General features: G+C 41.0%; 27 protein-coding genes. 23 read left to right on the forward strand and 4 right to left on the reverse strand.

The features are described 5' to 3' along the window. Positions 1 to 87 precede the first annotated feature (87 nt). The 16 genes from FD05_RS08325 to FD05_RS08395 all read left to right on the forward strand — a co-directional run bounded on the left by FD05_RS08325 (position 88) and on the right by FD05_RS08395 (position 12,569). Positions 88 to 819 carry a YebC/PmpR family DNA-binding transcriptional regulator gene (locus FD05_RS08325; protein WP_020280401.1) on the forward strand — a complete coding sequence of 244 codons (732 nt, stop codon included), beginning with the start codon at positions 88 to 90 and terminating at the stop codon, positions 817 to 819. A 224-nt stretch (positions 820 to 1,043) separates the two neighbouring features. After that, positions 1,044 to 2,015, forward strand: a complete 972-nt coding sequence (comGA, locus tag FD05_RS08330) for a competence type IV pilus ATPase ComGA (RefSeq protein WP_020280400.1) — start codon at positions 1,044 to 1,046, stop codon at positions 2,013 to 2,015. Then, on the forward strand, positions 1,945 to 3,006 hold the full coding sequence (locus tag FD05_RS08335) for a type II secretion system F family protein (RefSeq protein ID WP_039932409.1): 1,062 nt from the start codon (positions 1,945 to 1,947) through the stop codon (positions 3,004 to 3,006). Before comGA ends, FD05_RS08335 begins: the two co-directional genes overlap by 71 nt. Before the next feature lies 1 nt (position 3,007). After that, positions 3,008 to 3,322, forward strand: coding sequence for a competence type IV pilus major pilin ComGC (gene comGC / locus FD05_RS08340; RefSeq protein WP_020280398.1), 315 nt, complete (start codon positions 3,008 to 3,010; stop codon positions 3,320 to 3,322). Then, the gene (locus FD05_RS08345) at positions 3,306 to 3,761 is read left to right on the forward strand and encodes a hypothetical protein (protein WP_039932407.1); all 456 of its coding nucleotides are present in this window, start codon (positions 3,306 to 3,308) and stop codon (positions 3,759 to 3,761) included. Before comGC ends, FD05_RS08345 begins: the two co-directional genes overlap by 17 nt. Continuing rightward, positions 3,745 to 3,930 (forward strand): hypothetical protein, encoded by a 186-nt coding sequence (locus FD05_RS08350; RefSeq protein ID WP_020280396.1) that lies wholly within the window; start codon positions 3,745 to 3,747, stop codon positions 3,928 to 3,930. The genes FD05_RS08345 and FD05_RS08350 overlap by 17 nt, the downstream gene beginning before the upstream one ends. 85 nt (positions 3,931 to 4,015) lie before the next feature. Further along, on the forward strand, positions 4,016 to 4,348 hold the full coding sequence (locus FD05_RS08355; protein ID WP_223602365.1) for a ComGF family competence protein: 333 nt from the start codon (positions 4,016 to 4,018) through the stop codon (positions 4,346 to 4,348). Beyond that, a complete protein-coding gene (locus tag FD05_RS11685; protein ID WP_152436148.1) occupies positions 4,287 to 4,556 on the forward strand; it encodes a hypothetical protein in 270 nt (89 codons plus the stop codon). Before FD05_RS08355 ends, FD05_RS11685 begins: the two co-directional genes overlap by 62 nt. Positions 4,557 to 4,649: 93 nt before the next feature. Then, entirely contained in the window at positions 4,650 to 5,660 is a 1,011-nt protein-coding gene (locus FD05_RS08360; protein ID WP_020280393.1) for a class I SAM-dependent methyltransferase, read from the forward strand. 47 nt (positions 5,661 to 5,707) lie between these two features. After that, positions 5,708 to 6,907, forward strand: coding sequence for an acetate/propionate family kinase (locus FD05_RS08365; RefSeq protein WP_020280392.1), 1,200 nt, complete (start codon positions 5,708 to 5,710; stop codon positions 6,905 to 6,907). 104 nt (positions 6,908 to 7,011) lie between these two features. Next, positions 7,012 to 8,391, forward strand: a complete 1,380-nt coding sequence (locus FD05_RS08370; protein WP_020280391.1) for an amino acid permease — start codon at positions 7,012 to 7,014, stop codon at positions 8,389 to 8,391. A 134-nt stretch (positions 8,392 to 8,525) separates the two neighbouring features. After that, positions 8,526 to 9,134 (forward strand): metallophosphoesterase family protein, encoded by a 609-nt coding sequence (locus FD05_RS08375; RefSeq protein ID WP_020280390.1) that lies wholly within the window; start codon positions 8,526 to 8,528, stop codon positions 9,132 to 9,134. A gap of 22 nt (positions 9,135 to 9,156) precedes the next feature. Continuing rightward, positions 9,157 to 10,548, forward strand: coding sequence for a bifunctional metallophosphatase/5'-nucleotidase (locus tag FD05_RS08380; protein WP_020280389.1), 1,392 nt, complete (start codon positions 9,157 to 9,159; stop codon positions 10,546 to 10,548). Positions 10,549 to 10,561: 13 nt separating this feature from the next. Continuing rightward, entirely contained in the window at positions 10,562 to 11,143 is a 582-nt protein-coding gene (locus FD05_RS08385) for a YutD family protein (RefSeq protein ID WP_020280388.1), read from the forward strand. Between the two features lie 17 nt (positions 11,144 to 11,160). Then, the gene (locus tag FD05_RS08390; RefSeq protein WP_020280387.1) at positions 11,161 to 11,934 is read left to right on the forward strand and encodes a TIGR01457 family HAD-type hydrolase; all 774 of its coding nucleotides are present in this window, start codon (positions 11,161 to 11,163) and stop codon (positions 11,932 to 11,934) included. A 2-nt stretch (positions 11,935 to 11,936) separates the two neighbouring features. Further along, positions 11,937 to 12,569 carry a TIGR01906 family membrane protein gene (locus FD05_RS08395; protein ID WP_082588375.1) on the forward strand — a complete coding sequence of 211 codons (633 nt, stop codon included), beginning with the start codon at positions 11,937 to 11,939 and terminating at the stop codon, positions 12,567 to 12,569. Between the two features lie 5 nt (positions 12,570 to 12,574). Here the strand turns inward: FD05_RS08395 and FD05_RS08400 are convergent, their stop codons facing one another. After that, a complete protein-coding gene (locus tag FD05_RS08400; protein ID WP_020280385.1) occupies positions 12,575 to 12,763 on the reverse strand; it encodes a PspC domain-containing protein in 189 nt (62 codons plus the stop codon). A gap of 115 nt (positions 12,764 to 12,878) precedes the next feature. On the opposite strand from FD05_RS08400, the gene FD05_RS08405 reads away from it, so the two are divergent. Beyond that, positions 12,879 to 13,130: a hypothetical protein gene (locus tag FD05_RS08405; RefSeq protein ID WP_020280384.1), complete on the forward strand. Its 252-nt coding sequence runs from the start codon at positions 12,879 to 12,881 to the stop codon at positions 13,128 to 13,130. An 86-nt stretch (positions 13,131 to 13,216) separates the two neighbouring features. Further along, a complete protein-coding gene (locus tag FD05_RS08410) occupies positions 13,217 to 14,383 on the forward strand; it encodes a hydroxymethylglutaryl-CoA synthase (RefSeq protein ID WP_020280383.1) in 1,167 nt (388 codons plus the stop codon). A gap of 46 nt (positions 14,384 to 14,429) precedes the next feature. Here FD05_RS08410 and lexA read toward each other — a convergent pair whose 3' ends face one another. Next, positions 14,430 to 15,068: a transcriptional repressor LexA gene (gene lexA / locus FD05_RS08415; protein ID WP_020280382.1), complete on the reverse strand. Its 639-nt coding sequence runs from the start codon at positions 15,066 to 15,068 to the stop codon at positions 14,430 to 14,432. Between the two features lie 124 nt (positions 15,069 to 15,192). Here lexA and FD05_RS08420 point away from each other — a divergent pair, with 124 nt between their 5' ends. Further along, the gene (locus tag FD05_RS08420; protein ID WP_020280381.1) at positions 15,193 to 15,477 is read left to right on the forward strand and encodes a DUF896 domain-containing protein; all 285 of its coding nucleotides are present in this window, start codon (positions 15,193 to 15,195) and stop codon (positions 15,475 to 15,477) included. Between the two features lie 104 nt (positions 15,478 to 15,581). Beyond that, positions 15,582 to 15,806: a YneF family protein gene (locus tag FD05_RS08425; RefSeq protein ID WP_020280380.1), complete on the forward strand. Its 225-nt coding sequence runs from the start codon at positions 15,582 to 15,584 to the stop codon at positions 15,804 to 15,806. Between the two features lie 58 nt (positions 15,807 to 15,864). Here the strand turns inward: FD05_RS08425 and FD05_RS08430 are convergent, their stop codons facing one another. Further along, positions 15,865 to 16,494, reverse strand: a complete 630-nt coding sequence (locus FD05_RS08430) for a lysophospholipid acyltransferase family protein (RefSeq protein ID WP_039932401.1) — start codon at positions 16,492 to 16,494, stop codon at positions 15,865 to 15,867. An 87-nt stretch (positions 16,495 to 16,581) separates the two neighbouring features. On the opposite strand from FD05_RS08430, the gene FD05_RS08435 reads away from it, so the two are divergent. From FD05_RS08435 to FD05_RS08445, 3 genes are all read left to right on the forward strand, one after another. Continuing rightward, on the forward strand, positions 16,582 to 17,334 hold the full coding sequence (locus FD05_RS08435) for a tRNA1(Val) (adenine(37)-N6)-methyltransferase (RefSeq protein ID WP_056938583.1): 753 nt from the start codon (positions 16,582 to 16,584) through the stop codon (positions 17,332 to 17,334). Continuing rightward, positions 17,318 to 17,590 carry a GIY-YIG nuclease family protein gene (locus FD05_RS08440; RefSeq protein ID WP_039932399.1) on the forward strand — a complete coding sequence of 91 codons (273 nt, stop codon included), beginning with the start codon at positions 17,318 to 17,320 and terminating at the stop codon, positions 17,588 to 17,590. The genes FD05_RS08435 and FD05_RS08440 overlap by 17 nt, the downstream gene beginning before the upstream one ends. An 83-nt stretch (positions 17,591 to 17,673) precedes the next feature. After that, entirely contained in the window at positions 17,674 to 18,672 is a 999-nt protein-coding gene (locus tag FD05_RS08445) for a D-2-hydroxyacid dehydrogenase (protein WP_020280375.1), read from the forward strand. Positions 18,673 to 18,742: 70 nt separating this feature from the next. Here the strand turns inward: FD05_RS08445 and FD05_RS08450 are convergent, their stop codons facing one another. Then, positions 18,743 to 19,471: an HAD family hydrolase gene (locus FD05_RS08450; RefSeq protein WP_020280374.1), complete on the reverse strand. Its 729-nt coding sequence runs from the start codon at positions 19,469 to 19,471 to the stop codon at positions 18,743 to 18,745. Between the last annotated feature and the right edge of the window lie 192 nt (positions 19,472 to 19,663).

Consider the following 19,663-nt stretch of genomic DNA (forward strand, 5'->3'; position numbering starts at 1 on the left):
CGCTTTCTTGAAAGAGGGGGGCGTATCTGGTAAAATATTGTCGTATGTTTGTAACTAGCTAATAAATTTTAGAAAAGAGGAGTTATTATGTCAGGACATTCAAAATGGCATAACATTCAAGGGCGTAAAAACGCTCAGGATGCTAAACGTGGAAAAATTTTCCAAAAAATATCACGTGACTTGTATCAAGCCGCTAAAAAAGGTGATCCTGATCCAGAAAATAATCCTCAATTACGTCTAGTGATGGAAAAAGCACGTGCCGCCAACATGCCAAAGGATAACGTTCAACGTGCAATCGATAAGGCTTCAGGTATTGGTGGAGCTAAGTTCGAAGAAATTACTTACGAGGGTTACGGTCCCGGTGGTACAGCCATCATGGTTTCAGCTTTGACTGATAACAAGAACCGAACTGCAGCTGCAATTCGTTCTGCATTCACTCACCATGGTGGAACCCTTGGAACAAGTGGATCAGTTTCATATATGTTTGATCGTAAGGGATATATTGTGATTCTCCGCGACGGTCTCGATACCGACGAGGATACAATGTTAATGGACGCACTTGACGCAGGTGCCGATGATATGAAGACCAGTGATGAAGAATACGAGATTTTCACTGATCCTAAGTCAATGGATGCAGTTCGTGATGCTTTGCAAGAAAAGGGTTACGATTTGGATACTGCCGAAGTTCGTTTATTCCCAGAAAACACAACTGAAGTCCCAGAAGATAAAATTCCTCAATATACCGGTTTGATTGACGAACTTGAAGAAAATGACGATGTTCAAGACGTTTATGAAGCTGCTACTTTACCTGAGGAATAAAATAACGGAGCTGTGACAAAACAAGTGTTTTGTTCATAGCTTTTTCTATCCTGAAGTTTTTTAAAAAATAAAATGGGCGAGGCCTCAACGTTTTCGTTGTCACTTCAACCAAATATCATGTCCAAATTGGAAAGATGACTAGTCGTTTGATTAGCCATCTTTTTTTGTACAAAAAAATAAAATTTGATTTTCTTCACGTATGTATTAAATGTGAGGTGAAAACAATGGAAATCAGTCAACAGATCAACAGGCTCTTAAACGAAGCCATCAAAACCCGAGCAAGTGACATTTATTTTTTGCCAGATGGCGACGACTATCTGGTTAAAATTCGCAACCAAAATGAAGTCATTGTTTGGGATAAATTGGGCTATCTTCAGGCCCGCCGGATGATGAATTATTGCAAGTATATTGCCGATATGGCGTTGAGCGAACAACGCAGGCCGCAAATTGGCTCAATGGATTGGAATGTTGGAGATGACAGGTACTTCCTTCGCTTGTCTTCCGTGGGGAATTTTACCGGATTGGAATCATTAGTGATTCGAATTATCTATCAGCTTAAGGACGTCAAAACAGCATTTTTTAATGAAAATCAAGTGCAGTTTATTTCCGAAATGAGTCGCAAGCGCGGGCTGATTGTCTTTTCTGGTCCGACTGGGTCTGGGAAAACAACTACCATTTATAACTTGGTCAAACAAATGGTCACCGATCAGTTTGTTATGACAATAGAGGACCCAATTGAAATTAAGGAACCACGTTTTTTGCAGCTGCAGGTGAATCATGACGCTGGGATGGACTACACAGATTTGATCAAAGTTGGCCTTCGTCATCGACCAGACGTGTTTATTGTCGGTGAAATTCGGGATGCAATGACCGCGGAAGCAGCGATTAAAGCCGCCTTGAGTGGACACTTGGTATATACAACTGTTCATGCCCAGGATCCGTTAGGCGTAATTGACCGACTGAAACAATTGGGAATTAGTGACGAGTTTATTTCCCAAGCATTGACCGGCGTCGCTTATCAACGGTTGATTCCCACTGTAGAGGGGAATCAACGGGCGATGCTGATGGCCCACGAGTATTTCGAGCTTGAGGACTTGAAAAAATACGATTGGAGTGAATGGCAGGGTGGACTCTCAACAGCCGTTAAAGACCAGCTGGTTACGCCAACAGTTGCGAAAAAGTTCGAACTCGGTTAGGAAATGGCCGGTGACTACTCAGGCGAACTTCTTTGATTTGCTGGCAAATTTATTGTCGATTGGATTTTCATTAACAGAAGCACTGAAATTTATCGCCGATACGGATAAGCAATTATCACGTGGTGTTTTGGTGGTGATTGCGTCTCTGAAATCAGGAAAAGCCTTTTCGGAAAGTGTTCAACCGTTGATCGAGACGCAAGCATATCATCAATTGTTGATCGCAGAAAAGCATGGTCAACTGAGCGAAATTCTAAATGAACTTGCCAGGTTTGACCGGCTGCGGCTAAAGCAGTTGAAAAAGATTAAGGCGATGCTCGTGTACCCATTATTTCTATGCTTGATTTTAGGGACGTTAATCCTGATGATCCGACTTTACGTTTTCCCACAAATTCAGGATTTGATGCCCAACATTGATTCACACCCCCAGACTTCTATGTGGTCACAAGTTTTTAAGTTACTGCCGATTCCAATTTTCATCGGTATTGTGGGGGCACTCATTTGCCTGACCCGCCAAGATGCCATCACAAGAGTTCAGTTAATTGTCAAAATACCGTTTATTGGGCAATTATTCAGAAAGTACATCGCCTATTATTTGGCAAGTAATTTGGCAATCTTATTAAAGAACGGGCTGAGTGTCAAAGAAATTTATGTCACTTTGTCAGAATTCAAACCGGGCTCGTTGGTTCATTTGCTGGGCGAAAAACTTCATTCCACGTTATTGCAGGGACAGTCGGTCAAGCAATTGGTCGATCGGCATAACTTTATTCCAAATGAAATCGTTAAATTCATGAGTTCAGGCAACACAATTCCAGAAATGGCCAACTCGATGACTGCCTATTCACGTTTAATGTTTGACGAAATGATCTTATCGACTGATAAAATGATCGGTTTTATTCAGCCGGCAATGTTTGTCGTGATCGGCGTCACCATTGTCTCAACGTATTTTCAGCTCCTGATCCCAATTTATAATTCAGTGAAAGGAATGTATTAAAGTGAAAAAACGAGTTAAAAACATGAGAGAGGGCTTTACCTTGATTGAGATGACGATTGTTTTGTTTATTATTTCATTGTTAATTTTAATCATTATCCCAAATCTATCCAACCAACGAAAGCATGCCCAGTCCGTCCATTCATCAGCCATGACTGAAGTCGTTCAAGCACAGATTGATGCCTACTTTAGCCAACATCCGACAGCTAAATCAGTCAGCTTTCCCGAACTGAGAAAGGGTGGCTACCTAACGGATAAACAAGTGAAGCAGGCTAAGGATGAGGGCTTGAAAATTGCACATAATGAAGTCCAAAAGTAGGGATGCATTCACTGTGATCGAACTGATCGTTTATCTGGGTGTGATCACTGGAATATTAATGATTAATTTAATGTTGATCAAGGTCGTTCAGACTGGGAACCCCAGCGAAAGGATCTTTTGGAATTCCTTTCAGAGTGCCTGGACGCGGATGACGTTAAATGCCAAGGCAAATAAGGTGTCATATCGAATATCAATTCGGAATAAAGACATTGTCTTTTTTCCAATGGAAACTCGCCTGTCTTCCAATTTCGATGAGGTTCACACCGAACGGATATCGGTCCCTGACTCAATTCATGTGCGTAGCTCAAGACATTTAATCGCTGATGACGATGGATTCAGTGCACCCACAACGATTGTCTGGTTAGATAAAGAAAACGACATTAAATATTATCAAAAAGTTCAAATGGGATGGAGTGGTTACCATGTCGAGCGAAAGTAAGCGTCAGGCTTTTACCGCGGTTGATTCACTTATTGGTCTGACGATTATCTGTACTTTCAGTTTATTTTATATTCAAACGATCCATCAGATGAATACAACAATCGCCACCAATGAACAAATCATGATTTCAGAGAGGCAACGTTATGAAGCGACAATTGCTGACAAATAAGCGTCTAAGTCGGCCCGGTTACTTGTTAATCGAAGGGTTAGTCAGTATTTTGATCAGCGTTTTTGCAGTCTGGACAATTATCACGATGATTTCATATGCTGGGAATGTTAAGCATGAAAATACTGTTAATTTTTATTCTTATTTGACACTTATAGAATCGGACCGTTATCAATTTAAAGTGTTGAAGCATTATCCAAATAAACTTATTTTATATAGCCCAGTTACAGACAAAAGATATCGTATTGAGGAATACAAGAATATGGTTAGATTAACAGGTGCATACAAAGGTCATGTGCCTGCAATTACGGACATCCAACATGTGGCGTGGCACAAAGACAGGGGGTGTCTTCGAACCGATGTTACTTTCGAAAATGGTCAGAAGTGTTCGGCTTATTCAAAATTACCGTTTAAAGACTGATAAATATAAGCAGGGATCCCTGACAGTAGTGGCCGTTATCTTTGTGGGCATTCTGCTGTCCTGCTTGATGTTCCAACTGGCTGCCTATAAACAGGAAATGGGATCAATTACGCGGATTACAGAACACGAACGGCGGATGCGTCAGGATGTTATCCAAATGAGACACAAAAATGATGTTCACTCAAAACACACAAGTGGTCACGAATAGTGGCCTTTTTTGGTTGTGAATTTACAATCTAACTTGAATTATTGACAGTTAATCTGGTAGTATTTAATAGTGTTCAAGTATTGAATAAAGGAGTTGAGAGTTCTGGCTGAAGGAAAAATTGAGCAGCTTTTTGGTGTTTTGGATCGTTCAACTGAATTGATTCAAAAGGCTAAGGATCAATCTTACCTTGATTCGCTTATCGAAACGCTCGGATTCATTCAAAGTGATGATGACGAGGATCCTGGATTGACCGAAGCTGACATTAAAAAGCTGACGAATATTTATGCAGGCTTTAATCCTGATGAATATACTGCCGAAACAATTCGTAAAGGGATTCAAATGGCAATTCTCAAAGCAATCCGGATTGACAAGATCCAAGCAAACTATCAGATAACTCCGGACACAATTGCCAATGTGATTGGTTATATTGTTTCCGGTATCTTTCACGGCAAAAAGGAATTGAGTCTTCTTGACCCCGCTATGGGAACGGGTAACCTGTTGACAACCATTTACCACCAGCTGGAGACAAGCATTGGGGTAACCCCAACCGTTTCTGGTATTGAGAATGACGATGCCATGTTTGAATTGGCGGCTGACTCAGTTGAACTGCAGAAGATTCACGCAGAGCTTTTCCATGAGGATACGATTCAAAATGTTTTGGCCCCGGTGGTTGACGCAGTCGTCAGTGATTTACCGATTGGTTATTATCCAATTGATGCCAATGCTAAGGGATTTGCGACCCACTCAGAGTCTGGTCATTCTTATGTTCATCATTTGATGATCGAATTTGGGATGAAGCACGTTAAGCCGGGTGGATTCGGTTTCTTCCTGGTTCCAAGTCAACTTTTCCAAACGAGCGAGGCCAAACAACTGCTTAAATGGATGCAGGGTAAGATTTATCTCCAGGGTTTGTTGAACCTGCCGAAGGAACTGTTTCAAAATAGTGCAGCTCAAAAGGCAATTTTAATTTTGCAGAACTCTGGCGAAGGTGCCAAGCAGGTTGATCCCGTAATGCTGGGAGAATTCCCATCATTTAAAGACCAACAAGCATTTACCAAGTTCTTAACCGAAATTGATGATTGGGAACAAAATGATTTATTATAAAATTGTTTATCTAGTATTTTAAAAAATGTAGAGGAGCATTACTTATTATGGGAAAATCTATTGCAATTAACGCTGGTAGTTCCACTTTGAAGTACAAATTATTCCAGATGCCTGAAGAAACGGTTCTTTCAAGCGGAGCTATTGACCGGATCGGTTTGGGTGCATCCGAAGTATCAATCAAATACGGCGATGGCAAGAAGTTCAAAGCCACTCAAGATATTGATAACCATGAACAAGCGATTCAATTGGTTCTTGATAAATTATTGAGTTTAGATATTATCAAAGATTACAGTGAAATCACTGGTGTTGGTCACCGAATCGTTGCTGGTGGTGAACTGTTCCCTGATTCAGTTGTAATTGATGATGAAGTTATCAAAAAAATTGAATCATTAACTGAATTTGCACCACTCCACGAACCTGCTGCGTTACTTGGCATCAAGGCGTTCAAGAAGATTCTTCCTAATACCATCAGTGTTGCTGTGTTTGATACTTCGTTCCACACGACACTTCCAGAAGTTAACTATATGTATAGTTTGCCCTACGAATATTACCAAAAGTACCAAGTTCGTAAGTATGGTGCTCACGGAACCAGTTATCGTTACGTTTCAGCAAGAGCTGCTGCTATCTTAGGCAAGCCTTTAAAGGATCTTAAGTTAATCGTGCTTCATTTAGGTGCCGGAGCTTCAATCGACGCAATCAAAGACGGCAAATCCTTTGATACCTCAATGGGCTTCTCACCCGTTGCTGGAATCACTATGGCCACTCGTTCAGGTGATGTCGACCCTTCAGCATTACAATATGTGATGCAAAAAGCCGGTATCAAGAACATGGATGACATGGTTGACATTTTGAACCATAAATCAGGATTAGTCGGTGTTTCAGGTGTATCAGCTGATATGCGTGAAATTGAAGGCGTTATGAAGACCAACCATCGTGCAATGTTAGCCCGTGAGATCTTCAAGAACCGAATTATTCGTTACATTGGGAGTTACATCGCTGAAATGGGCGGTATTGATGCATTGATCTTCACTGCCGGTATTGGTGAAAATGATATTATGATTCGTCAAGAAGTTACCGACAAATTAGGCTACTTCGGTATCAAAGTTGACCCAGAAAAGAACAATATTCGCGGTGAAGAACGTGATTTATCAGCTGCCGGTTCAACTGTCAAAACTTTGTTGATCCCAACTAATGAAGAATTAATGATTGTCCGTGATATTGAAAGATTACGTAAAACTCAAAAGTAATTTCAGATCGATAATCTATTACACAACCAGTAGCCGTGATAGCAAATCACGGCTATTGTTTTAGAAAAATGAGGATTTTGATTTAACAGAAACGGAGGCACATAGTGGAAAATCAAGAAGACGACAATCAACTATCCCGGGGCCTCAAAAATCGGCATGTTCAATTAATTGCCCTTGGTGGAACGATTGGAACCGGCCTGTTTCTGGGTGCCGGTCAATCAATTCACCTGGCAGGTCCTTCGATTATTCTAGCGTATGGGATTGCCGGCTTAGCCTGTTTTCTATTAATGCGGGCGCTCGGTGAATTATTGGTATCAGATGTGGAGAGCAATTCCTTTGTTTTTTTCATCAAAAAATATTTAGGCGAAAAAATGGGCTTCGTGATTGGCTGGACCTATTGGATGTGTTGGATCGCGATTGCCATGGCTGAGGTCACAGCGTCAGGCTTATACGTCCAGTTTTGGTTCCCGAAGATTCCAATTTGGCTAACCGGGTTAGTGTTGTTGCTGATTTTGTTCATCATCAATATTATTGCCGTATCGGCGTTTGGAGAAACCGAATTTTGGCTGGCAATTGTTAAAATTGTCGCGATCGTGGCCCTGATTTTGATTGGGATTGTGTTAGTTGCAATCCATTTTAAAACTCCATATGGTCATGCATCATTGATGAACGTCGTTGACGGGGGCTTCTTTGCAAACGGCGCAAAGGGCTTCGTATTATCCTTCCAGATGGTGCTGTTTAGTTTTGCCGGAATTGAAATGATTGGGATGACTGCATCAGAGACCCAAGATCCCTTAGCCACGATTCCAAAAAGTATTAATGAAGTGCCAACCAGAGTGCTGCTGTTCTACATTGGGTCATTGCTGGCACTCATGAGTATTTTCCCATGGCAGCATGTTTCGCCAACCTCCAGTCCCTTTGTTCAGGTTTTTGCTGGAGTGGGGATTCAATCAGCCGCTGTTATCATTAACTTTGTGGTCTTAACCGCAGCAATTTCTGCTTGTAACAGTTCGCTGTTTACAACAGGTCGAATGCTATTTTCACTCACATATAATGGCAAATCAAAATTCAGCCAAAAGGTGGGTCATTTATCACATCGACAGATTCCTTTCAACGCAATCTTGTTTTCAACATTGGTCATCGCGGTCATTGTATTGTTAAGTATCATGATGCCCGGGGACGTCTTTTCATTTATTTCAAGTGTGGCAACCACTTGTTTTCTGTTTGTTTGGGGAATGATTGTATTGGCGCATATTAAGTACCGAAATCAAGTCAAAAAAGCCGGCAAAGAAAAACAATTAAAATTCAAAATGCCGTTGTTCCCAATTGCCGATTATTTTGTGCTTATCTTTATGGCCTTTGTTGCCGTTGTCTTAACCTTGAAGACGGACACACTGATCGCTTTAGTCGGATCCATTATTTGGTTGATGGGACTGTTCATTTTCAAAAGTTTAACTGATAAAGTAAAAGAGATTGAGGAATAACCAAAGGTCGAGGCAAAAATAGTCCTCGACCTTTTTTGCACGCAAATTGGTCAGCAGTGGTACTTTCCCATTACTAAATCGTCGTTGGGTGGTATGATTAAAGGTATAATTTATGTACGAAAGAAGACCTGTTCATGCAATTCTTTACTGCTGACACTCATTTTTTTCATGAGCGGCTGCTTGGCATTAGTGAGTTTGCGCCACGACCGTTTCTGACGGTTGAAGATATGAATGAAACGATTATTAATAACTGGAATCGCCGGGTAGGGGAAAATGATGTCGTTTATCATCTGGGTGATATCGCCATTTTGCATACGCGACCTGAGAAAGTTGCCTTGGAAAAGATCTTTGAGGTTTTGGATCAACTTAATGGTCGGTTGGTTTTGATTAAAGGCAATCACGATTCCAGAGCGCTGTTCAAATATTTGGAACAGCACAACCATCCCATGGGTAATCATCAGAAATTTGAATTTCATGATGTTGGTGTGCTCATTAAGATGAACCATCGCCAATATTACATGACCCATTACCCGATGATGATGGGGATTGTCAAACAAATTATTAATTTACATGGTCACATTCATCACTATGCGGTACCCATTAAAGAAAATATTAATGTGGGCGTTGATACGCCTGAAACAGATTATTTGAAGAAGAAACCACCATTTGGGACGCCATTTTCTCAAGCCGAGATTGAAGAAATGGTGGCCGGCAAGGCTGAAGACTTTGCCAAACGACATTAATTAAAATAGATTGGATGATTTGATGACTGAGAAGCTAACAATTTTACACACGAATGACCTACATTCTCATTTTGAAAATTGGCCACGGATTCGAAAGTTTATTATCGAACGACGCAAAGAATTACAGGCCCAAGCCAACTCGTCTGTGATTACTGTTGATTTGGGTGATGCGGTTGACCGCGTGCATCCATTGACTGAGGTAACCAATGGTAAGGCAAACGTGGAATTGCTCAACCAGATTCATTATGATGCCGCAACCATTGGCAATAATGAAGGACTGACGAACAGCCATGAACAGTTGGACGAATTGTACAATGATGCTAATTTTGATGTTGTCTTAGGAAATATTTTGGATAACCAGACAAAAGCCTTGCCAAAATGGGCACAGCCAAGCAAGATTATCACGACTCCGCAACACACCAGAGTTCTTCTGATCGGCTTGACAGCACCTTATCTGTTAACGTACCCAATTTTAGGCTGGCAGCCACTCAAACCTGAGAATGTGTTACCTAAGATTCTCGCTGACAATGCCGGTAAATATGACATTTGCGTGCTTTTGTCCCATTTGGGGCTGCCCACTGATCGACTATTAGCTCGGAAGTTTCCCCAACTGAATGTAATTATCGGTTCTCATACCCATCATTTGTTAGTTCACGGTGAGAACATTAACAACTCACTGCTTGCTGCCGCTGAAAAATGGGGACATTACATTGGTGAGATTACACTGGAAATCAGTGATGACCATCAGATTGTTGCCAGCCAGGCAAAGGTGATTAAAACTGCTGAGCTGCCAGTTGAACCTGGCGATGAAGCAGAAATTCGTGAGTATCAAGAGCACGGTGAAAAGCTTTTAGCGAGAAATAAACTTGCCAGGATCAAAACACCCATGACCACCAATTTAATTGGTCATTCCAGGTTGGTAAATGAAGGCTTACATGCGATAATGGAAAAAGCCGATACGCAAGCGGCTATATTGAGTTCCGGATTATTTCTAACTGATTTGCCTAAGGGCATTGTAGATCGCAATCAGTTGCACCAGATGTTGCCTCACGCGATGCATGTGATGCGGGTAACGTTGGATGGCTACAATCTTTGGCGTCTAATCAAAGAAATGGAAAAAAATAAGAATTTTTTGACCAAGTTTCCTCAAAAAGGAATGGGATTTCGTGGTAAATATTTCGGCCAGCTGCATTACGAAGGATTGCGGTATGATCAAGACGCTGGGCAACTATTTTTCCACGAAGAGCTTGTGTCCCCGGCAAAGACTTATCAAATTGCGATGCCTGACCATTACTTGTTCATCCCATTCTTCCCAACGCTAGAGATTATTGGGCATAACGAAATTTTATATGATGAGAATTTAAGGGACGTGTTTGGTGATTATTTAGCCAAGCACTACCCATTAACAGAATGAAAGGAGGATTACCGTGGATAGAAAAACACTTGACGAATTGGTTGCCGAACAGGACGCTAAACGCAAGCCACTCGCACGGATTACACGGGTCACTGAGACCGAATTCTTGATTAATGACCATAAATACGAATTGGATACCGATCATACTGACGGTTTTGATTTTGATGAATTCGTCCGGCGCTACAATCCAGCACTGAGCCAATATGATTACATTGTTGGCGACTGGGGTTACGGCAAGTTACGATTGCGTGGATTCTTCAATGACGATCGGACCGAAACTCCCGGCCCATTCATTTCAGCACTTAATGATTATATCCTGGAAGACGTCAACTTTGGGGCAGCTTACTTTGTTGTTCACAACATAGAGGCTCGGCCAGTCATTAGAAAATCACGCAATAACCGCAGTAATCATCGATCCAACCGGAGTCACAACTCGCGGAACCGGAGTAATCACCGTAATCGCCGGAACCACTCATTTGAAGAGAAAAAAGTCTCAGCTCGCCGGCCATCGGTTGAAAAACGCAAGAATATGGTGGTCAAGACCGAAGAAAAATCAGAAAAGCATCACTTTATTATTCGTGAAAGTAAAAATTAACGAGAAGGATTGACTTGATGACAAAGTATAAAGGATATTTTATTGACCTTGATGGAACGGTTTATGCCGGTAAGAAACGAATTCCGGCCGCCAAACGATTTATTGAAAGGCTCCAAAAAGCTGGCATTCCATTTTTATTTGTTACCAACAATTCCACCCAGTTGCCCAGGGATGTAGTGAAGAATCTTGCCGACAATCATGATATTCATGTCCAACCGGAAAATGTTTACACTTCGGGGATGGCGACCGTTGACTATATGAATGCGCATAAAACATCCGACGAACCCTCTGTTTATATCGTTGGTGAGTTGGGACTCAAACAGGTGATTTTAGCAAATAATTATCGACTGGCTGCTGATCATCCTGACTATGTGGTTGTTGGCCTAGACTCCGACTTAACCTATGAGAAGCTCTCAGAGGCCGTATTAGCCATTAGAAGCGGATCGACGTTCATTGGTACCAATCCTGATACAAATATCCCTAAGGAGCGGGGGATGATGCCTGGGGCAGGCTCTGTGGTGAAGTTCGTTGAATATGCCACCCAAACTGAGCCGATTATGATTGGCAAGCCCAAAGCCAGAATTATCGACAGTGCCCTCACAAAAATCGGCCTCAATCAAAGTGAGGTCGTCATGGTTGGGGATAATTACAATACGGATATTAAAGCAGGAATTAATGCAGGTGTGGATACCTTGCTGGTATACACGGGGCTTTCAACGAAGACCCAAGTTGCTGATGAAGCCATTCAACCGACTTACCAAATTGATTCACTTGATGATTGGCGGCTATAATTTTGAAGCTATTAGGAAGACAAATTGGTTACGGGGCTGTGATTGTTCTAGGATGCTTGGCACTGGCAATCTTTTTGACGGTCAATAGTGTTTGGCTATTCGACATTAACATTCATCCTTTAAATTTGGCATCAGCCACCGGCTTAACGGCTGCTCAGATGCATCATGACTATGTCAGAATTATTGGCTATTTACAACTCCCGTGGATCCCGTCTTTAAAGCTGGACTATTTTTTTAGTTCTGCCAAGGGACTCCAGCATTTTCATGACGTTAAGAACCTGGTTTTGTTCAATAACGCGGTCGGAATCGTTTTGGTACCACTTGGTGGGTATCTGCTGCACCAGCTTAATAAAAAATCACTGACTTGGCTGTTGATAACCCCGATTAAAGTGATTATCACAGCTTCGTTAGTGATTATTGCGTTGATGTTTGTGAATTTTGAACAGGTTTTTATCGCGTTTCATGAAGTTTTGTTTCGTAACCAGGATTGGATATTTGATCCCAACACTGATCCGGTGATTAACATGCTGCCAGACACGTTCTTCCTGGAATGCTTTTTGTTGTTCTTTGTCCTGTTCTTTGGTGCAATGGCTGTGATCTACTGGATGGGCAGAAGGTCACTTCGAAAAGGATAAGCCCTTTATTGTGGGCTTCTCATCAAAATCCAAAGGATTAGATAAGCAATGATCCCTGGGAAAAATGGGGTAAATGCCAGGACCACAAAAATCACTCTGGCCAAGGTTGGATTCCACTGATAATGTTCAGCTAAACCGCCGATGACGCCTGCAAAGACTTTATTGGTTGCTGAACGATAAATGTTAATTTTCAAAATGATCATCTCCATGTTTTAATATATGTTTAAACTTACTATAACCAATTCGCATTTGCATTGCAATTATGCTATATTATTATGTTGTACAAAGGAAATAACTAGGAGAATTTTAATGTTAACTATTAATGTAAATGGAAATTTAGGAAACCAGGAAGTTGTCCTTTCTGACAATACAGTTGGAACGTTGACTGGTGCCAGAGTATTCGGCTCAGCAATGAGTGGTAATCAAGTTGTTCAATGGACTTTTATTTCAACCGGACACCAACATGAAGGCTTCGTCTATGCTGGAGAACTTATGGAAGGCTTAGTCATTCAGTCCATGAACGGAAACGATACGTATCAAATTCATTTCACGAAAAAATAATCAATAACAATTAGTGGCATACATAATGAGACTGGATATTGGAACCTCAAATATCTGGTCTCATTCTTTCTTAAAAGGAGATTATTATGACAGTTGGAATCGATAAAATCGGCTTTTTTACGTCAAACTACTATCTGGACATGACTGATTTAGCGAATGCACGTGGTGAGGATCCGAATAAGTATTTAATTGGAATCGGCCAGCAGCAACAGGCCGTGATTCCGCCAACTCAAGATGTCGTCACAATGGCTGCCAACGCTGCTGAAAAAATTTTGACTGAATCTGATAAGCACGATATTGATATGGTGATTTTTGGCACTGAAACCGGCATTGATAATTCCAAATCAGCCGCAATCTATGTTCAATCATTGTTGGGGATTTCCAGTCGGGCCCGTTCATTTGAAATCAAGCAGGCGTGTTACGGTGGGACCGCGGGAGTTCAAATGGCGGCCGATCATATTGCCATGCATCCCGAGAGCAAAGTGCTGGTCTTGGCGGCTGACATCGCCCGATATGGAATTGGCACTCCCGGTGAAGTGACTCAGGGCGGTGGGGCAATTGCAATGCTTTTGAGCGCTAACCCCAGCATCTTAGCCCTAGACAATCAAAGCACTTTTCACTCAGAAAACATCATGGATTTTTGGCGGCCATTTTATAAACGGGAAGCAATTGTTGATGGTCATTATTCCACAAACATTTATATTGATTTTTTTAATCAGACCTTCAAAGATTATTGCCAAAAATATCATCGCAATCTGAATGACTTTGCTGCGATTGCCTACCATCTTCCATTTACTAAGATGGGATTAAAGGCTCTCAGAACAGTGATCACAGAGGACGCTCATTCTCAACAGCTGTTAAAAGAATTTGACGCTTCGAAACGGTATAATGCCCTGGTCGGTAATCTATATACCGGTTCACTTTATTTAAGCTTGCTTTCATTATTGGCCAATTCTACCGATTTAAAGGCTGGTGATCGAATTGGTTTGTTCAGTTACGGTTCTGGTGCTCAGGGGGAATTTTACAGTGGCACCATTTCTGATGGCATGCATGCGGATAAAATGGCTGATGAATTTGAATCGGTGATTGCTGATCGGGTTCGGCTTTCAGTTTCCGAATATGAAAAAATGTATGCGGATGGATTGCCAACCACTGGTGGAGATGTTACATTTGATTCCGCCAATGATCCGAGTCGGTTCATTGTACTCGGTAGGCAAGCTGACCAGTTGGTTTATAAGGACCAAAAGGGATAAAAAAATAGACTAAAACATGATGTTTTAGTCTACAGGTTACAAACAATTACGAAATATCGCTTCGATAGAGGCTGACAACCTTACCCAGGATACTGACTTTGGTTAAGATAATCGGCGCCATCGTATCGTTTTCTGGTTGGAGTCGATAATGATCGCTCTCTTTGAAGAAACGTTTACACGTTGCTTCATTCTCATCGGTCATGGCAATTACAATATCACCATTGTCAGCAGTTTCCTGTTTGCGGACAACAACGTAATCACCGTCAAGGATACCAGCGTTGATCATACTTTCTCCACGAATCTGCAACATGAACAGTGGCTGATCACTGTGCGATAGTGCAGGGGGGAGCGGGAAATAGTCGGTCGCTTCTTGGACAGCCAGGATTGGTTCACCAGCAGTAACGGTTCCTAACACTGGAATTTGTTTCTGCTGGGGTTGCATTCCCAAGACATCCAAACCGCTGTCGGTTACTTCCAAAGCACGTGGCTTTGAGGGATCTTTTACGATGTATCCCTTACGTTCCAGTCGTGAAATATGACCGTGAACGGTTGAAGTGGAAGACAGATGAACAGCTTCACCAATTTCTCTAACCGTTGGTGGGTAACCTTGTTCATTAACTTGTTCCCAGATGTAATGTAATATTTGGTACTGTTTGCTTTGGGGATCATTCGTCGTTTTTGACATTTTAGACACCTCATAAGTCCTTTGTTAATGCCTTTATCGTATCATAACCCGGTCAACTTTTCAAACACATGTTCGCGTATTACAAAATAAATGTGTTATTATTAAAATTATTGGAGGGATTTCAATGAATGAACAAGAGAAAAAAGAATTACAATCCAAAATTGGTGACGACGTTTTTAAAGAACTGATTCCTAGAATTAACGAATTAGCTCATAAGGCCAAGGAAGAAGGCTTGACTGAAGTTGAAAAATTAGAGCAGGCCAAGCTTCGCAAGAAATACGTTGCCCATTTCCGTGAAAACTTTAAAAAGCAAATTGAAATGATGAAAGTTTACGATAAAAATGGCAAGGAGGTCACGCCTGGAAAAGTCAAAGAAGTACAACGTCACAAGGGTCTCCGCGACGATTAAACGTTCTGCCCGAGCCGACGAAACAGCAATTTGTAGATTAACCCTTTAATTCTATGGCATAATTGTGTAGAATTACTTAGTGATATTATAAAGGAGGCCTTGTCTTGGCAACTTGGATTTGGATATTAATCGTTGTATTGGCCTTGATCTTGGGCTTGGTTGGTGGTTTTTATGGTGCTCGGAGATATATGGAAAAGTACCTCAAAGAAAACCCACCATTCAGCGAAGATCAATTACGTCAATTGATGATACAAATGGGTCAAAAACCTTCCCAAAAGAAATTAAATCAAATGATGCACTCTATGCAAAACCAAACTGGTAAAAACTAGAATGCTTCTAATTATAAAAAGACCTAACAACAATTTGTTAGGCCTTTTTATTATGGATTTAGGATTCTTTTTTAGAAACATCGACATATTTAAAATCAGGGTTAACCGCATAGTCCAAGGCGTCAAACGCACTTTGCATCTCAACTTCAACTTGTTTTTGAAATTCATCGGTCAATTTTTGCTTGCGATCAATTGTGATTGGTTCACCAAATGCGATTGTGATCCGCTTGCGGGTGAAGAGTTGCTTGAAAGTGAGTGGACCCTGGTAAATTGCCGGTACTAATGGGACACCAGAAAGTTGAGCAATTAATGCTGCGCCACTTTTTAGCTGAGTGGAGTGTCGAGTTCCGGATGGAAAGAGAATTAACGACAAATCGGATTTTCTAAGGATTCGAACCGGTTTCTTGATTGCAGAAGGTCCTGGATTGTCACGGTCAACGGAAAATGCGTTGGCGTGCAACAGAATCCATCTCAAAATGGGGTTCTTAAATAATTCTTTTTTGGCCATAAAGCTAAATTTTTTAGGGCTACCAGCTAATGCAAAATAAATTGGATCAAACCATGTTCGATGAGGACCGACTAGGATATAATTACCCTTTGGAAGCCGTTCTTTGTGTTCATAGTGGGCATTGCCGTTGATAATGAACACCAAAATTCGAACAAGGACTCTCATGAATGAATAAAACAATTCATTTCCTTCTTTCATATCTGATAGAATTATATTAACTTAAAGTAGAACGGTTTGGCAAACTTAATTGTGAAGGAACAAAGTGATATGCAAGTAAACTTACATGGTGACGAACGAATTGATCAATTATATAGCAAAGGGATCCAAATTATTCAAAGTAAGGAAGTTTTTTCCTTTTCTTTGGATGCTGTATTGTTGGCAGATTTTGTTCAAACATCAGGCCATAAAACTAAAAAAATTGTTGATATGTGTGCCGGCAACGGGGCAGTTGGCTTGTTTTTAAGTGAGAAAACGAGTGCCCACATTACCATGATTGAAATTCAAGCAAGATTGGCGGACATGGCCCGAAGAAGTATTGAGCTTAATGGACTAGCCTCCCAGATAACAGTTGTGAATGATGATTTGAAGAATGCCGCCCACTATGTGAAAAAAGATTCAGTCGACATTGTAGCCTGCAATCCGCCTTATTTTGTGAATTATGAGACCAGTGAAAAGAATCCTAACCAATATTTGGCGATTGCCAGGCATGAAATCACAACCAATTTGAATGAAATTGTTGAATCTGCTGCCGGCTTATTGAAAATGAATGCCAAACTTTTCATGGTCTATCGGCCGGATCGGTTGACTGATTTGATAGTCGCCCTGCGAACGCATCGACTGGAACCCAAACGCCTAAAACTCGTGAGGCCACGGATTGGTGAAAATGCCAACATGGTCCTGGTTGAGGCTATCAAAGACGGTAAACCGAATGGATTAAAGGCTGAACGAGACATTATCACGTATGATGGCGATGAATATACAGATGAAGTAAAGAAGATGCTTTATGGAACAGACAAATAAATACTACATGTATGTCTTATTGTGCGATGACGATACACTTTACACCGGTTTTTCCACGGATGTTGAAAGAAGATTTCAACAACATGTGAAAGGGTTGGGTGCCAAATACACCCGATCACATCGGCCAATTAAAATTTTATTTAAAAAACAATTTGATACCAAACACGATGCATTGAGTGCTGAGTATGCATTTAAGCAGCTCACCCGCACGCAAAAAATTCAACATTTAGCTCAAGCGGGTATCAAAATGGAGTGAATTGTTGAACAAACTATGAAAAGTAGTGAAAATTATTATCAAAAAGTGTTATAATTTAGGTATTCTGTTAGGAGGTAATATTCGTGAAAATTATTGCATATGGCATTCGTGACGATGAGAAACCTTATTTAGACAAGTGGAGTGAAGAAAACCCCGACGTTGAAGTTGCTTCAACCGGTGAATTGCTTGACGACTCAACTGTTGACCAAGCAAAGGGCGCTGATGGTGTGGTTACATACCAACAAAAGCCTTACACTGCATCTGTTTTAGATAAATTAGGCAGCTTTGGGATTAAGTTCCTTTCACTTCGTAATGTGGGTGTTGATAACATTGACGCCGCAGCTGCAAAGCGTAACGGAATTCAAGTTACCAACGTTCCTGCATATTCTCCAGAAGCAATTGCCGAATTCACTGTAACTCAGTTAATGAGATTACTCCGTCGGACCAACACATTCGACCGTAAGCAAGCCAATGGTGACCTTCGTTGGGCACCAGACATTGCTGACGAATTGAACCAAATGACTGTCGGTGTCTTTGCAACTGGCCGAATTGGCCGTGCTGCAATGCGCATTTACAAGGGCTTTGGTGCCAAAGTTATTGCTTATGATATTTATCATAATCCAGAACTTGAAAAGGAAGGCGTTTATGTTGATACACCTGAAGAACTTTATGCTCAATCAGATGTCATTTCATTACACGCTCCCGCAACCAAAGAAAACGAACATATGATTAATGACAAGACAATCGCCCAAATGAAAGACGGTGTCTTCATCCTTAACCCAGCTCGTGGTGCCTTGATTGACACTGATGCTTTGATTCGTGGCCTTGATTCAGGTAAGATCGGTGGAGCTGCTCTTGATACTTACGAAAACGAAGTTGGTATTTTCAACACTGACTTTGGCAGCTTTGACAAGATCCCTGATGAAAGACTTAAGAACTTAATGAAACGTGAAAATATTTTGGTAAGTCCTCATATTGCCTTCTACACAAAACGTGCTGCTCGTAACATGGTATACTTTGCTATGGACGCAAACAAATCATTAATTAATACTGGTAAATCAGACAAATTAGTTGAACTTTAAAACTAAATAATCTGGATACAAAAATAGGTTTCAATCAGACATCATTGTCTGATTGAAACCTATTTTTTGATTAATCGACTTGAGCTGCCAAGTCCATAAGTAAATCCTTTAATTCTTCAGGTGTTTGGACGGTTTGATCCGGGATAATTTGTGGATCTGCAATCGGGCTTTGATGGCTATTGTACCAAACGGTTTCCCAACCAGCTTTTTTTGCGGGGACAATGTCTTCATAATAAGAACTGCCAATATACATCATTTCGTTACCGCGCAAATTGAATTTGCGATTCATTAATGTAAATATGAGGGGATCCGGCTTCTTCGCCTTGGCGTCCTCTGAAGTAATGATTTGCTCGCGATTGAACCAATGATGAAGCTTTAACTTCATGATCTTGGCCAGCTGAACATCGTTGGAGCCGTTTGTGATGATTCCTAGTTTGAATTTAGTGGTTAATGTGTTAAAAACGGTGGTCAGTCCATCAAATAGGTGAATTGAATTGCTTGCAGTCTCAAAAGCGGCTGCGAACGCATTGGCCGTTTCTTGGGTTAAGCCGGGTAAGTCAAATTTCTTAAATGTATGGTGTAGTGAATGGAAATTAATTTCCTCATCAGATAACTTCAGATCGGAGTCCGAGTTTGATTCTGCAATCGCTAATTGCTCCTGTTGGGTGAAGTTAGAGAAGATGTCATTCATTTGTTTTTCTGGTATATTTAAATTGAATGTTTCTTCGAAAGCTTGAACAAATGACGGCTTTGTATCATACAAAGTATCGTCAACATCGAAAACGATGGCTTTAATCATGTATATTCCTCCTCGCCACGAAATATCATTCTAACATGATTCATCGAAATTTAACAATTTTGACAAGAATTTAATGTGAAACAGGTATTTGTGCTTGCGCTTCCGCTGCTTTTCTTATATACTTTTAAAGGTGTTTTAAATACACACCTAACGTAATGCAATGGGAGTTGCCAGGGATGGTTCTCAAAGCAG

This window comes from Lentilactobacillus otakiensis DSM 19908 = JCM 15040 (assembly GCF_001434145.1).
GTDB lineage: Bacteria > Bacillota > Bacilli > Lactobacillales > Lactobacillaceae > Lentilactobacillus > Lentilactobacillus otakiensis.